Raw genomic sequence first — 12,832 nt, 5'->3', positions numbered from 1 at the left:
TCACCTCTTCACTGGGATCATAATCGTGAATTCAGGATCGGTCGAATATGGATCTTGAGTCATCGGGTATTTTTCAAAATGTGTTAAATGGTCCACATTATTCTCTTTTAATCCTTCCTTTAGAATCCACTCATAAACATTATCATAGGAACGTTTTATATTTTGTCCCTTCCGATGTTCGCATGTTGCATATGTCAAAGTTGGGACAGCTATGCTGACCATGCCTGAAGGAATTTCATCCACATTATCGACTTCAACTGCAGCATAATGCGTAAAGCCGTTGCCTCCGAGAGTTGCATGATAAGAAAGACCAAGCAAAATATCTGGATTCACAATTCGAGGTATCTCATTCAACCTATTTATCAACTCCATTTGAATTTTACGAATTCCCCCTTCACCTGCTTCAGCAAATGTTCCTTCCCATTTAAATCCAATTGCTCGGAACGATTCTTTTGAAGTAAGAGCGCCATCATTTTTCTGTTCGATTGTCATTTCCCCAACTCCCTTTGTGTTTATTTTTTTTCCAGAACTACAAGTAAAAATGTAGCAACCGGACCAAGAATAATTGAAAGTAAAAACCAATTAAATCCACTTCTATTTTTCGCTTGAGCTAATCCTGCGTTTATTAATGTCAGTGTCCCCCAACCAACAAAGTATCCATTATCTCCCAATATATTTCCACCCTTCTTTACAATTTTAATTCATTGTATTAGCAATATTTAATTAATATAATTATAGATGATGCCTTTAAAAAATTGGTAATTTTTTTGTTTTACTAAGGAGGAAACATGGAGATACCTTCCAAAAACTTTAGTTTTCTTGAAAAAGAAATTCAAAAAGAAAAAATTAACTCCTGTCTAATTCATCATAAAGGCGAAACTATTTTCCAATATTATAAAAATCGGAAAATGGAAAATAAATTGCATAAGGTGAATTCTGTGACAAAGAGTTTTGTTTCTATTTTGGTTGGAATTGCGATTGATGAAGGATTAATTAAAAGCGTACAAACGCCGATTTTCCCTTACTTCCCTGATCTTGAAGACGACATTAAGAAACAAATTACGATCGAACACTTGCTGACGATGACGCCGGGATTCAAATGGGAAGAATTCGGCGATTGGGGCGGACGACCTTTCCCGATGATTAATAGTAATAATTGGGTTCAATTTGTATTGGAGAAAGAATTGGTCACTGCACCTGGTGAAATCATGTCCTATAATTCAGGCTGCTCTCACCTATTAAGCGCAATTATCCAAAAAGCATCCAATATGACATTAGAAAAATATGCATTCGAAAAACTTTTTAAACCGTTGGAAATTACTGATTATCGCCTACACCAGGATTCCAAAGGGATTGGAATTGGTGGCTTTGGTTTGTCCTTAATATCAAAGGATTTATTAAAAACTGGCATTTTAATGTTACAAAATGGGGTTTGGAAAAATAAACAAATCGTCTCTAAAGATTGGATTGAAGCATCTACTTCAAAGAAATATGAGGGTTATGATTGGATCGGCTCATATGCCTATCATTGGTGGGTTCTAGAGGATGCGCGACTTAGTTCCTCCATCTATTTCGCAATGGGATATGGAGGTAATTTTATCATCATTAATCCTGCATTTGAATTTGTTATCGTATTCACTAGCGAATTATTCAATCATACATTTCTTCCTATGGATTTATTTAAAAAATTTTTCTTTGAATAAAAGAAATCATGAAACAGCGTTCAACTTATTTAATAGGTAAAAATATAGGGTATAAAATCCTGCCGATTTCATACCCTAGTTACGTTTATTTCTATTTTTTATATAATTACTTTACTATCATAACCGGACATTTTGCATCTTTCGCTACTTTATGACTGACACTGCCAAGTACCATTTCTTGAAGTGTATTTAAACCCCGAGTGCCCATCACAACCATATCACATGATTGCTTATTTACATATTCAACAATGACTGGACCTGGATCACCATGGAGCAATGTCATTTTATGTGATACATTCGCTTGATTAAACATTTCCTCGATTGGCAAGAGTTTTTTTCGACGTTCAAACTCCAATGTTTCAGCATCCTTGCTTTGGAGTATGTCACTTGACGCTCTCGAAAAGTCCATGACGAAGACGATTTCTACGACGGAGTCTTCCGAAATAGATGCAATTTTAACTGCTTCCTCAGCTGCACGAATAGAGTTTTCGGAACCATCAGCTGCAAGTAATATTCTTTTGTACATTTTGTTCCCCTGCCTTTTTATCTTATTTTCTCCTACATAATTCTACTAAAATTTATGTATTCTGCAGTATGAGAATTATCCCAGAAAAAATGATTTTGCACAACCTAAAAAAGATGGGAACAAAAAATTGTCCCATCTTTTTTCATGCTAAAACGGATATTCACGTGTAGTATCTTGAGTGGAGATCCATTGATAGGTTGTAAATTCATCGAGTGACCATCTTCCTCCAAATCTGCCTATACCTGATTGCTTTTCACCGCCAAATGCTATCAGCGGTTCATCATTAACACTTTGATCGTTTACATGCACCATTCCAGTTTCCAATTTCAAAGCCACTTGAACTCCTTTTTCAATTGTACCGGCATGCACTGCTCCACTTAATCCGTACTGTGTATCATTTGCAATTTCAATGGCTTCTTCTTCTGTTTTAAATGGAATAACTGTTGCAACGGGACCAAACATTTCATTTTTAGCAGTTGCTACATTGTTTGAACTCGATGTTAAAATTGTTGGATGCATGATGCTTCCTTCCACTTTCCCTTCATGAACTACTTTTGCTCCTTCTTGTTTCGCTTTTTCTATTTCACCAAGTATACGTTCAACAGCACCTGCATTTATAAGTGGTCCTATTAAATTTTCCTTATTCGTCGGATCACCAACAGGTATTTTTTTAGCCATTTCCACAAACTTTTCTAAAAATTCATCGTGGATTTTTTCATGAACAATTATACGATTGATTGCCATACAAATTTGGCCATTATGCATAAACTTTCCGAAAATAGCCGAATGAACTGCCTTATCCAAATCTGCATCTTCCAATACTATCATTGCATTATTTCCGCCTAGCTCCAATGCAACCTTCTTTATATTTTTCCCGCATAACTCTCCAATGTGTTTTCCTACAGGTGTAGAGCCTGTAAAGGAAATCATTCGGGGAATGGGGTGATCAACAAATCCGTCTCCCACTTCTTCTATCGAAGCCATTACTACATTAAATAATCCTTTCGGAAGACCTGCCTCTTCAAATATTTTACCGATAATCGTTCCTCCCGACATCGCCGTTTGTTCATCGGGCTTGAGAACAACCCCATTCCCTGCAGCTAACGCGGGTGCAACAGAACGCATTGAAAGATACATTGGAAAGTTAAAAGGACTAATGACACCTAGCACGCCCAAAGGTCTTCTAAACAGACGATTTTCTTTTCCTGGGACAAGTGATGGAACCATTTCCCCGCCCATACGCATTGGATAGCTTGCTGCTTCTCGCGTTATGGAAATACAGAAGTCTACTTCTACATTTGCTTTTACGAAAGAAGATCCTGACTCTTTCATAAGCAGCTCTACCAATTCATTACGGCGATTTTTCATAATTTGTACTGCTTTTTCCATAATATCCGCTTTTTCAAATGCATTGACTTTTTCCCAACTTTTTTGTGCATTTTTGGCAGATGTGTAAGCCTCATCTATATCATTATAATCAGCCATTTGAATGGTAGTGATCACTTCCTGATTATATGGATTCATATCCTCATATTTGGTTTTACTCTTTCCATCTCGCCATACACCAGATATAAACTGTTTATTTAACTCATTGTATTTTTCCATATGCATCCTCCTATATGATTCTATTTATACTCTTCCTTGATAGAATCTAAATTAAACATAAAAAAAAGCCATCGCCCCTATTAGGTTTGATGGATTTACATATTATTAATGATTTAGTTTTTAAATTCCTGTCCTACCTCATACTTTTCGTCTTCCAAAACTAGAATCCCTTTTTCCTGCGGTGCATTAGGAAGTTGCAATTCTCTTGCTGAACAAATCATCCCACTGGATGGCACTCCACGCAGTTCTGCATCTTTAATAATCATTCCACTAGGCATGACCGCACCCACTTTAGCTACGACAACTTTTTGTCCAGTATCAACGTTAGGCGCACCACAAACGATTTGAAGTTCTTCCGTTCCGATATCCACTTTACAAACACTAAGCTTGTCTGCATTTGGATGCTTTTCTTTTTCTTTAACAAATCCGACAACGAATTTGGGAGAAAAATCGGGATCCAGCTTTCCTTCAAATCCGTTTTTAGTTAGGGCCTCATTAATTTTTCCAACGATTTCTTCGTTTAACTCTACCTTACCTTTTGCCTCTATTTGAACATATTGTGAAGCATTAAACACATTAAATCCGCCCGTTTTATTAGTTTTTTCATCATATATACGAGCAACATCCCCTTTACGCTCAAACGTTCTATGCTCGATATCTCCCAAATTAATTAGTAAACAATCGCCTACACCTTCAAAATTATAAAATACATTCATGTTGCCTTCCCCTTTCAGTCTTCTTTTTTATGATCCTTCGCTAAAACAAAGATTGGTTCCAATTTTCCGTTTTCATATATAAATGAAAGTGCTGTAATGGGAACTGTCCCCGAGGTAAAAAAGCTCATCGTTAATTCGGCAAGAATATCGTAACCTGTTCCGTTGCGGATATCCCCAATAATCAGTACATCTTGGTGAGGGACGGCCACTATCATATCTCCTTCTATCGTTTCAGCTTTTTCTTGAAGGAACTTTTCATTTAGGATTCTACTTGCATCATAACCATCATTCGAATTTAGGAAAAAAAAGTCATTTCCGGCAAGTGAATCTTTTTTCATTTGAGTAGATAATGACCTGACATTAAAACGCGCCATTTCTCGAATTTTTTGTGGATCCAGTCCTTCTTTTTCAATCAATTTATCATCCAACATTCGATATGTATTACCAAGATCAAGTGCATAATAGATTCTCGTTTCAGCTGTATGGTCATCCGTCATAAACGGAATAGCATCACTTGTTTCAAGTGGAAAAGAAGTAGAGCGAATGACAGGGTATATTTTCTTTTCACTTCCTGCCAAGGTTTGCTCTTTCCCCATCACATTTAATGCTTCTTCGACATAATAAACAACTTCATCAATCGCTTTGTCTTTCTGTTCATGCCACTTCGCAACGATTCCGGAAAGAGCAACATCAATCCCTTTTCCTGTTTCATCATTTTCAATCCGAAGTGTTTCTTTCCCGCGATCATATGTAAAAGAGCGGCCTTGTTTTTCAAGCCTTTTCTCCAATTCTCTTCTTAATTTTTTTTCATCCATTTTCATCCATTCACCCCTCCTTGGGCTTAAATAAACTATCCTTCATTTTACACGAAAGTATTCGGAGTCTCAAAGTTCGTGTAAGAATTTATTGCAAAAAACCTCCACAAAATTGTAGAGGTTTTCAATATTATTTATCAACAGAAGTTACAGCCCGTTTATAAATTCCTCAATCTCTTCCAAAGTCTTACGGTCTTTGCTCACGAAACGGCCTGCTTCCTCACCATTATGATAGGCAATAAAACTTGGAATACCAAAAATATTGAGCTCGCCGCATAAATCAATAAATTGATCGCGGTCTACCTCGATAAACGTATATTCAGGATAATCCGCTTCGAGTCTTGGTAAAAATGGTTCGATGAATTTACAGTCACCACACCAGTCGGCAGAAAACATAAAGATTGTTCGTTCTTCATTTTTTAATGCTTCAAATTGTTCAACAGATTGTAATTTATCCATTCTTTTTCCCTCCTGTGTTGATTAACATTTGGCCGGGTTTGATCCAGCAGAGCTTCCTTATATATTCCGATTTGATTAAGTTTATCACAGCAAGGCCGATAGTATGGAATAAAATGACTTGAAACAAAACGTTAGTTGTGTTTCAAGTCATTTTTTAAAAAAAGGATAAAAAAATAGACGGATTCGCTCCGTCTATTTTATTCCTTAAAAGAGGTAGAATTAACGATTTCCATCAATAGTTCCGCGTCAGCTGCCAAAGTTTTTAAGTCTGATTCAGAAGTCGCCTTAAATCCGCCAATACCTGCGGTAACCTCATATATATCTTTATCCATTTCATTGATTACTAAGTAACCAAAGCGTTCTTCATCCGCAAATGTTTTATTCGTAATTACCTTATTGGCATGCTCGACGACACCATCATAAAGGGCATTACTTTTTAGATCTTCGTTAGGGTTATAAAAAAGGATATAAGGATGATCTCCTTTTTCCAAAATAATATTATTAGGTGATTCATCTTTTATTGTAAATCCTGATGGTAGATTGAACTTAATGGACTGAATTTCTTCGTTTGCATTTTCAGACTTAGTTTGAAAAGCCTTTTCAACGTTTTCCTCAGCTTTTACTTTTTCTTCTTCTATCGTTTTCCCACAAGCGGCAATGATCAAAACTCCTAACAAGATCACTGTACTTGCCATAATTTTTTTCATGATCTTTCCTCCTATACTACTTAACTCACATGTCTATCATACTACTCTTAAAAACAGCTTGACAACCCCGTGCAAGGACAAAGAAAGTAATGGAAATTAATGATACAATACTTTTAATACATATAGGAGGGATCAATTATGAGGTTAACCGTCTATTTAGCAGGTGAAATTCACAGTAGCTGGCGTGAAGAAATAAAAGAAAAGGCAAAAGCATTGCAGCTTCCTATTGATTTTGTCGGACCAATGGAAGATCATGATCGTTCTGATGCTATAGGTGAAGAAATACTAGGTGAACAACCTAATGCGATTTTCCGTGATGCTGCAGCTTCAAGCTTTAATAATTTGCGTACACAAGTGCTCATGCAAAAGGCCGATTTAGTTATTGCGTTATTTGGTGAAAAGTATAAACAATGGAATACCGCTATGGATGCGAGTTCCGCTGTTTCACTAGGGAAGCCATTAATTCTCATACGCCCTGAAGAATTGCACCACCCCCTAAAAGAATTATCAAGGAAAGCGAATGCAACAGTAGAAACAGTCAACCAAGCAATTAAAGCCCTTGCTTATATTTTTGATTGATTTGAGTTGGACCTGATCGAGACGGAATTTGATGGTTTTTATGATTTGCGTCTCGATTGGGCTTCAATCGAGACGCTAAGCAGCGGGTTTCCCATTTTGCGTTGCGATTCGGATTCAATCGAAAGGCTAAGCAATGATTTTTCCATTTTGCGTTGCGATTCGGATTCAATCGAGACGCTAAGCAGTGGGGTTTCCATTTTGCGTTGCGATTCGGATTCAATCGAAACGCTAATCAGTGATTTTTCCATTTTGCGTTGCGATTCGGATTCAATCGAGACGCTAAGCAGTGGGGTTTCCATTTTGCGTTGCGATTCGGCTTCAATCGAGACGCTAATCAGCGGGTTTCCCATTTTGCGTTGCGATTCGGATTCAATCGAGACGCTAATCAGCGGGTTTCCCATTTTGCGTTGCGATTCGGCTTCAATCGAGACGCTAATCAGCGGGTTTCCCATTTTGCGTTGCGATTCGGCTTCAATCGAGACGCTAATCAGCAGGTTCCCCATTTTGCGTTGCGATTCGGCTTCAATCGAGACGCTAAGCAGTGATTTTTCCATTTTGCGTTGCGATTGGGCTTCAATCGAAACGGAAATCCATCATTTTCTCAATTTAAGTCTCGATTAAGCTTCTTCAGTTTCTCCCATTTCTTTAGAAACCAATAGATTCTTCCCTCTTTGTCCAACAAGTAATTTCATTATATGCATAAACATTTCATCACGATTAACCATACCGTGGGTAAAAATGCCAATTGCTCCTTCTTTAGAACGCACATTTTTCTTTTTGCTGTAATCTTCCATAACGGGACCTAATTCTTCCCCCGCTCTAAGGCGTTCGGCAATTTCATCAGGGAGCATAATTCGTGCTCCGCCTGCAACGATCGTCTCCTTGCCTTTTTCGGCCAGTGCTCCATAGTTGATCAAAAAAAGTCCTTTCGGGGTTTCGGTTACCCCACCCTCAAGACCTATTGCAATTTCCACATCTCCTTGAGCTATACAATATTCCGCACGATTCATTGCCCCTTTCATCGTTTCTTCATCTGAAAACGGCATTCCGCTTACATTCGAAGGAGCATCTAATGGAATAAGTTCATTACTATAACCGATATCACGCAAAACCGTTTCTGCAGCTTTAATTTTTGCTGCGTTTTTTGAGCCAACAGCTATTCTCATGTTGTACCACCTCATAAACTTTTTCTCATAACAAAGAGGCGAAGTTTACTCCACCTCTTATCATTTCTTATTTTTGAATAATAGAATCCACAGTAGAGCGATCGCTCGCCTTCACTAGCTTCACAAGCAGTTCTTTAGCTGCTGCATAATCATCAACGTGAACGATTGATGCATGAGTATGAATATAACGCGAGCAAATCCCAATTACACCGCTTGGAACCCCTTCGTTTGAAAGATGGACCTTCCCAGCATCCGTTCCACCTTGGGAAACGAAATATTGATACGGAATATTATTCGTTTCCGCCGTATCTAGAATAAATTCCCTTATTCCTTTATGTGTCACCATGGAGCGATCATAAATTCGTAGAAGTGCGCCTTTACCGAGCTGACCAAATTCATTTTTGTCGCCTGACATATCATTTGCCGGGCTCGCATCAAGTGCAAAGAAAATATCAGGTTTAATCATATTTGCAGCAACCGTGGCGCCTCTTAGTCCTACTTCTTCTTGAACATTTGCCCCTGAATAAAGGATGTTCGGAATTTTTTCACCATTTAATTCTTTCAAAAGTTCAATTGATAATCCGCAACCATAGCGGTTATCCCATGATTTAGCCATAATTTTTTTAGGATTCGCCATAGGAGTAAATGGACATACTGGAACGATTTGTTGACCAGGCTTGATGCCAATTTTTTTTGCATCCTCTCTGTCATCTGCACCAATGTCAATCATTATATTTTTAACATCCATAGGCTTTTTCCGTTGCTCGTCGCTTAATAAATGTGGCGGAATAGAACCAATAACACCATCTACCGGTCCATTGTCAGTAATAATTTGAACGCGTTGAGCAAGTAAAACTTGGCTCCACCAACCACCTATCGTTTGAAAACGAATCATTCCATTTTCGGTAATATTCGTAACCATGAAGCCAACTTCATCCATATGCCCCGCCACCATGACAGTTGGTCCATTCTCATCTCCACGTTTCACTCCAAAGATGCCGCCTAAACGGTCTTGAACCACTTCATCCGCATATTTTTCCAATTGTTCGCGCATGAAGCTGCGGACAGCATGCTCATTTCCAGCAATTCCGGGGAGTTCGGTAAGTGTTTTAAATAAGTCGAGTGTTTCTTGATTCATTTTCAGACCTCCTGATCTTTCCAATCTATGTACATTTATTATTTTACAGAACTTCGTTTTTTCTTGCCATTATTCCGTATGTTAATAATTGTTCTAAGCTAAATGTCGAAGAAATAAAGTGTTTCCTGTATACTTAAATTACTTACCAAATTCGGAGGTGCACTCGTTTGAATTGGAAATCTTTTTTAGTTGGAACGGCTGCTGGTGTAGTCGGAGGTTACTGTTTAAGCAAAAAACTAAAAGATACGATGCCAAAATCTGGAGAAGAAGTTCTCGCTAATGTAAAAAACGCATTTAAAAAAGAAGGGAAAATTGATGGCTCTTGGCTGCAAATGAAGCCAGAGGATTATAAAAAATATGCGATTCAAACAAAAGTATATCGAGGCGGAATAACGACGAGACAAAACGGAGAACGTCAGCAATATGAATTCATCGCTGACGCTTATACGGGAAGTATTATCGATATTTACCCTTTATAGAAAAATCAGAGGTTCACAAGCCTCTGATTTTTACTTGTCTTCTCTATTTCTTTTCACCGCATCCAAAATATTTCCTTCCTCATCCCACTTTAAAGCGCGATAATGACCGTCATGGTAAAAAGTAAACCAATTTTCATCCTTCATCGTAGATGGAATCCATTCTTGTTTTGCTCGAATCGAATCCATTGGATAATCGTCATAAGCAAGCACCCATAGGGCATTTTGATGGGCATGGGTTGGCATAAGGTCCCCCATATGGACGAGACGCTCCCCTTTACTTTCGACCACAATAATAGAATGTCCATCACTATGCCCACCCGTATGAATCATCGTGATGGTCCCTTCTATTTCCTGCTTATCTTTAAATGTCACAATTTGCTCTTGAATTGGCTCCCAGTTCTCTTTCCAATATGTATTCCGCGAACGAATATTTGGATTTCTCATCTCATTCCATTCGACCTCTGATGTGTAGATAACTGCATTGGGAAAAACGGAAGTAAAGCCCTCTCCATCCGGCTTCGTCAACCCACATGCATGATCAAAATGAAGATGTGTCATACAAATAATATCAATATCCTTAAGTGTTAAACCAAGTTCAGCCAATGACTCTGATACCATTGATTCCTCAGTCACACCAAAATTTCTTCTTTGCTTATCGGTTAATTTTCCATTTCCGATGCCAGATTCAATTAATATATTTTTATTATTTATTTGTAAAAAAATAGGATCTGTCCGCAACTCTATTTGATTTCTGTCATTCACAGGATATTTTTTAGTCCATAATGGTCTTGGGACAACACCAAACATCGCGCCGCCATCCATATGAGTAACTCCGCCATTCAGCCAAGTCAAGGTGATTGCTCCTAGTTTAAAAAACTCCACGATACCCACATCCTTCCATCTCTTTATGTTGATTTTAGCATAAAAAAAATCCACTATATATGATTAGTGGATTCGCGCTATTAGTATTTTACTTCGCACCGATAAATTGGATGACCTTTTGATGAAAATTTTTCTTCGTATTCAGTCATGATATTTCCTTCGAAATCGCTATTATGCAAGTCAAGGCTTACATATTTTAACCTAAGCCCATATTTTGAAAAGCTTACTAATGAATATTCAAATAAACCACGATTATCCGTTTTAAAATGAATTTCACCATGTTTTATTAAAATCTTTTCATATAAACTTAAAAATGATTCATGGGTTAATCGTCTTTTTTCATGACGATTTTTTGGCCATGGATCGGAAAAATTCAAATAGACGCGTTCTACATCGGCTCTTGCAAAAAACTTTTGTAAATCCTCGCCGTTTGTATTCATTAGTTTTACGTTAGGAAGCTCAGCTTCTATTAATCTATCAAGTGCCGCTACAATCACACTTTCTTGGAGTTCAATCCCTATATAATTAATATCGGGGTTTGCTTTTGCCATTTCAGTTACAAAGCGCCCTTTACCAGTGCCTACTTCAATATGGATAGGCTGATTATTTTCAAACAACGCACTCCAGTTGCCACGAAATTGCTCGGGATTAGGAATTACGTACTGTGGATAGTTTTCAATTTTTTCTCTCGCCCAAGGCTTATGTCTTAAACGCATGTAAGTTACACCTCATTATTATGTTGCTTGCCAACTACGTCTTATGAATAAATACAAGACTTTCTCCGTACACTAGCATCAATATTATTAGTTAAAAAAGGAGAAATTCGTATGTCACTTAAGTTTCAAGATCAAATGGGTTTACTTCAAGATATTTTGGTTAATCACCTTGAAGATTGCTGTGGATCTGTTTCAGAATGTGAACAGCTTGGAAGACTTATAAAATCCTTACTTGCGGGCAATTCCATATCTCCGGATATGCAGCCACTTTTAGAAGAAATATATACATATTGCCAGTCAGGAAAAAACTCATCTGATCTCACGGGTCATATAAATGCCCACCAGGAAGAGCTCTCCCAGTGGGTAGGACAAATTAATTCTTATTCATAATGAAAATGATCTAAATAATTTACCCAATATTCCATTTCACGGAATCGTTTTTTGTTTTTATGCCATTGGATGGATAATAATGTATGGGCAATAGTATACCACTTCATTCTAAGTTCAAGCTCAGCAGTCAATGGCTTGCCGTATTGTTCAAGCCATTTTTCCCATTGGTCTTTTGGGATATACCAATGGAGAAGCAATCCAAGGTCAAACGCTGGATCGGCAATCATCGCGCCATCCCAATCAATAAGATAAATTTCATTTTTATCCGAAATCAGCCAATTATTATGATTGACATCGCCATGGCAAACAGCCCATTCTTCACAATATATATTCGCAATTTCTTTTTGAAGAAATAGATGGGCGGCTTTCACCAACTGTACATTTAATAACCCTTGATCAATGGTGGATTCCACCTCATCAAGCAGTTGGGCAGGACCGTATGGCGTTTTCCCCATACGCATGAGCATCGTTAAAAGTGGCTGCGATTCATGTATCTTTTTTAACAATTTCGCTGCCCTTTTATCAGCCATTTCAGTAGGTTTGAACTCTCGCCCAATTAAATACTTTTGGGCCGTGATGACATCACCATTTTCCATTCTTTTTGTCCAAATTAACTTTGGAACAATCCCCTCCGCTGATAACACGGCAAGAAATGGTGAAGAGTTACGCTTTAGAAACAGCTTTTTATTATCTTTTTTTGCAAAAAAAGCTTCTCCTGTTGCTCCGCCAGCAGGAGTGATCTCCCAATCCTGCCCTAATAAAAAATCCACTTTATGTTCACCTTCGTTTATATCAACGGAGTCAATACCCCGAAATGTCGTAATAAAAGCGCATAAAAATTTGATAACCTTATTCAATAAAAAAAGACAGCTATTGTAACTAATTTGACTGCAATAGCTATCAGTTATTAAATTTTATCGCTAATTGTCGTTTTTCGTCAAGACGTTTTTA

The 12,832-nt window shown here is 37.7% G+C and carries 18 protein-coding genes; 4 read left to right on the top strand and 14 right to left on the bottom strand.

The features are described 5' to 3' along the window. Positions 1-492 carry a GyrI-like domain-containing protein gene (locus NQ185_RS09255; RefSeq protein WP_257581374.1) on the bottom strand — a complete coding sequence of 164 codons (492 nt, stop codon included), beginning with the start codon at positions 490-492 and terminating at the stop codon, positions 1-3. Between the two features lie 20 nt (positions 493-512). Then, a complete protein-coding gene (locus NQ185_RS09250; protein WP_257581373.1) occupies positions 513-671 on the bottom strand; it encodes a hypothetical protein in 159 nt (52 codons plus the stop codon). Between the two features lie 117 nt (positions 672-788). Between NQ185_RS09250 and NQ185_RS09245 the strand changes: the two genes are divergently transcribed. Next, positions 789-1,703 (top strand): serine hydrolase domain-containing protein, encoded by a 915-nt coding sequence (locus NQ185_RS09245; RefSeq protein ID WP_257581372.1) that lies wholly within the window; start codon positions 789-791, stop codon positions 1,701-1,703. 106 nt (positions 1,704-1,809) lie between these two features. Here the strand turns inward: NQ185_RS09245 and NQ185_RS09240 are convergent, their stop codons facing one another. The 6 genes from NQ185_RS09240 to NQ185_RS09215 all read right to left on the bottom strand — a co-directional run bounded on the left by NQ185_RS09240 (position 1,810) and on the right by NQ185_RS09215 (position 6,531). After that, positions 1,810-2,229: a universal stress protein gene (locus NQ185_RS09240; RefSeq protein ID WP_257581371.1), complete on the bottom strand. Its 420-nt coding sequence runs from the start codon at positions 2,227-2,229 to the stop codon at positions 1,810-1,812. A 147-nt stretch (positions 2,230-2,376) separates the two neighbouring features. Beyond that, entirely contained in the window at positions 2,377-3,834 is a 1,458-nt protein-coding gene (locus NQ185_RS09235) for an aldehyde dehydrogenase family protein (protein WP_257581370.1), read from the bottom strand. Between the two features lie 113 nt (positions 3,835-3,947). After that, positions 3,948-4,550, bottom strand: a complete 603-nt coding sequence (gene ytpR / locus NQ185_RS09230; protein ID WP_257581369.1) for a YtpR family tRNA-binding protein — start codon at positions 4,548-4,550, stop codon at positions 3,948-3,950. A 14-nt stretch (positions 4,551-4,564) separates the two neighbouring features. Further along, the gene (locus tag NQ185_RS09225) at positions 4,565-5,371 is read right to left on the bottom strand and encodes a DUF1444 domain-containing protein (protein WP_257581368.1); all 807 of its coding nucleotides are present in this window, start codon (positions 5,369-5,371) and stop codon (positions 4,565-4,567) included. Between the two features lie 141 nt (positions 5,372-5,512). Beyond that, entirely contained in the window at positions 5,513-5,824 is a 312-nt protein-coding gene (locus tag NQ185_RS09220) for a thioredoxin family protein (RefSeq protein ID WP_257581367.1), read from the bottom strand. Between the two features lie 197 nt (positions 5,825-6,021). Continuing rightward, complete coding sequence (locus NQ185_RS09215) at positions 6,022-6,531, bottom strand: hypothetical protein (protein ID WP_257581366.1); 510 nt, start codon at positions 6,529-6,531, stop codon at positions 6,022-6,024. 138 nt (positions 6,532-6,669) lie between these two features. On the opposite strand from NQ185_RS09215, the gene NQ185_RS09210 reads away from it, so the two are divergent. Continuing rightward, positions 6,670-7,110 carry a YtoQ family protein gene (locus NQ185_RS09210; protein WP_257581365.1) on the top strand — a complete coding sequence of 147 codons (441 nt, stop codon included), beginning with the start codon at positions 6,670-6,672 and terminating at the stop codon, positions 7,108-7,110. Between the two features lie 38 nt (positions 7,111-7,148). Here NQ185_RS09210 and NQ185_RS09205 read toward each other — a convergent pair whose 3' ends face one another. The 3 genes from NQ185_RS09205 to NQ185_RS09195 form a co-directional block, all read right to left on the bottom strand. Continuing rightward, a complete protein-coding gene (locus NQ185_RS09205; RefSeq protein ID WP_257581364.1) occupies positions 7,149-7,613 on the bottom strand; it encodes a hypothetical protein in 465 nt (154 codons plus the stop codon). A 114-nt stretch (positions 7,614-7,727) separates the two neighbouring features. After that, positions 7,728-8,276: a DUF84 family protein gene (locus NQ185_RS09200; protein ID WP_257581363.1), complete on the bottom strand. Its 549-nt coding sequence runs from the start codon at positions 8,274-8,276 to the stop codon at positions 7,728-7,730. Positions 8,277-8,343: 67 nt separating this feature from the next. Beyond that, positions 8,344-9,414 (bottom strand): M42 family metallopeptidase, encoded by a 1,071-nt coding sequence (locus NQ185_RS09195; protein WP_257581362.1) that lies wholly within the window; start codon positions 9,412-9,414, stop codon positions 8,344-8,346. Positions 9,415-9,581: 167 nt separating this feature from the next. Between NQ185_RS09195 and NQ185_RS09190 the strand changes: the two genes are divergently transcribed. Continuing rightward, entirely contained in the window at positions 9,582-9,893 is a 312-nt protein-coding gene (locus tag NQ185_RS09190) for a PepSY domain-containing protein (protein WP_257581361.1), read from the top strand. Positions 9,894-9,923: 30 nt separating this feature from the next. On the opposite strand, the gene NQ185_RS09185 is transcribed toward NQ185_RS09190, so the two are convergent. Both NQ185_RS09185 and trmB read right to left on the bottom strand, forming a co-directional pair. Next, complete coding sequence (locus NQ185_RS09185; protein ID WP_257581360.1) at positions 9,924-10,775, bottom strand: YtnP family quorum-quenching lactonase; 852 nt, start codon at positions 10,773-10,775, stop codon at positions 9,924-9,926. Positions 10,776-10,855: 80 nt separating this feature from the next. Continuing rightward, complete coding sequence (trmB, locus tag NQ185_RS09180) at positions 10,856-11,491, bottom strand: tRNA (guanosine(46)-N7)-methyltransferase TrmB (RefSeq protein WP_257581359.1); 636 nt, start codon at positions 11,489-11,491, stop codon at positions 10,856-10,858. 111 nt (positions 11,492-11,602) lie between these two features. Here trmB and NQ185_RS09175 point away from each other — a divergent pair, with 111 nt between their 5' ends. Then, a complete protein-coding gene (locus NQ185_RS09175) occupies positions 11,603-11,881 on the top strand; it encodes a YtzH-like family protein (protein ID WP_257581358.1) in 279 nt (92 codons plus the stop codon). Here NQ185_RS09175 and NQ185_RS09170 read toward each other — a convergent pair. After that, a complete protein-coding gene (locus tag NQ185_RS09170) occupies positions 11,872-12,651 on the bottom strand; it encodes a phosphotransferase (RefSeq protein ID WP_257581357.1) in 780 nt (259 codons plus the stop codon). The two genes, NQ185_RS09175 and NQ185_RS09170, sit on opposite strands and share 10 nt — an antisense overlap. Positions 12,652-12,832 lie beyond the last annotated feature (181 nt).

The organism is Lederbergia panacisoli, assembly GCF_024626525.1.
Taxonomy (GTDB): Bacteria; Bacillota; Bacilli; order Bacillales; family Bacillaceae_C; genus Lederbergia; species Lederbergia panacisoli.
The sequence above is the reverse complement of the archived record's forward strand: the minus strand, read 5'-3'. Positions and strand labels throughout refer to the sequence as shown.

Bases quoted from the DNA above. Each gene is read 5' to 3' on its own strand.
- NQ185_RS09245 (WP_257581372.1), top strand. From the start codon at position 789: ATGGAGATACCTTCCAAAAACTTTAGTTTTCTTGAAAAAGAAATTCAA.
- NQ185_RS09240 (WP_257581371.1), bottom strand. From the start codon at position 2,229: ATGTACAAAAGAATATTACTTGCAGCTGATGGTTCCGAAAACTCTATT.
- NQ185_RS09215 (WP_257581366.1), bottom strand. From the start codon at position 6,531: ATGAAAAAAATTATGGCAAGTACAGTGATCTTGTTAGGAGTTTTGATC.
- ytpR (WP_257581369.1), bottom strand. From the start codon at position 4,550: ATGAATGTATTTTATAATTTTGAAGGTGTAGGCGATTGTTTACTAATT.
- NQ185_RS09235 (WP_257581370.1), bottom strand. From the start codon at position 3,834: ATGGAAAAATACAATGAGTTAAATAAACAGTTTATATCTGGTGTATGG.
- trmB (WP_257581359.1), bottom strand. From the start codon at position 11,491: ATGCGTTTAAGACATAAGCCTTGGGCGAGAGAAAAAATTGAAAACTAT.
- NQ185_RS09210 (WP_257581365.1), top strand. From the start codon at position 6,670: ATGAGGTTAACCGTCTATTTAGCAGGTGAAATTCACAGTAGCTGGCGT.
- NQ185_RS09175 (WP_257581358.1), top strand. From the start codon at position 11,603: ATGTCACTTAAGTTTCAAGATCAAATGGGTTTACTTCAAGATATTTTG.
- NQ185_RS09225 (WP_257581368.1), bottom strand. From the start codon at position 5,371: ATGAAAATGGATGAAAAAAAATTAAGAAGAGAATTGGAGAAAAGGCTT.
- NQ185_RS09255 (WP_257581374.1), bottom strand. From the start codon at position 492: ATGACAATCGAACAGAAAAATGATGGCGCTCTTACTTCAAAAGAATCG.
- NQ185_RS09220 (WP_257581367.1), bottom strand. From the start codon at position 5,824: ATGGATAAATTACAATCTGTTGAACAATTTGAAGCATTAAAAAATGAA.
- NQ185_RS09200 (WP_257581363.1), bottom strand. From the start codon at position 8,276: ATGAGAATAGCTGTTGGCTCAAAAAACGCAGCAAAAATTAAAGCTGCA.
- NQ185_RS09205 (WP_257581364.1), bottom strand. From the start codon at position 7,613: ATGGGGAACCTGCTGATTAGCGTCTCGATTGAAGCCGAATCGCAACGC.
- NQ185_RS09195 (WP_257581362.1), bottom strand. From the start codon at position 9,414: ATGAATCAAGAAACACTCGACTTATTTAAAACACTTACCGAACTCCCC.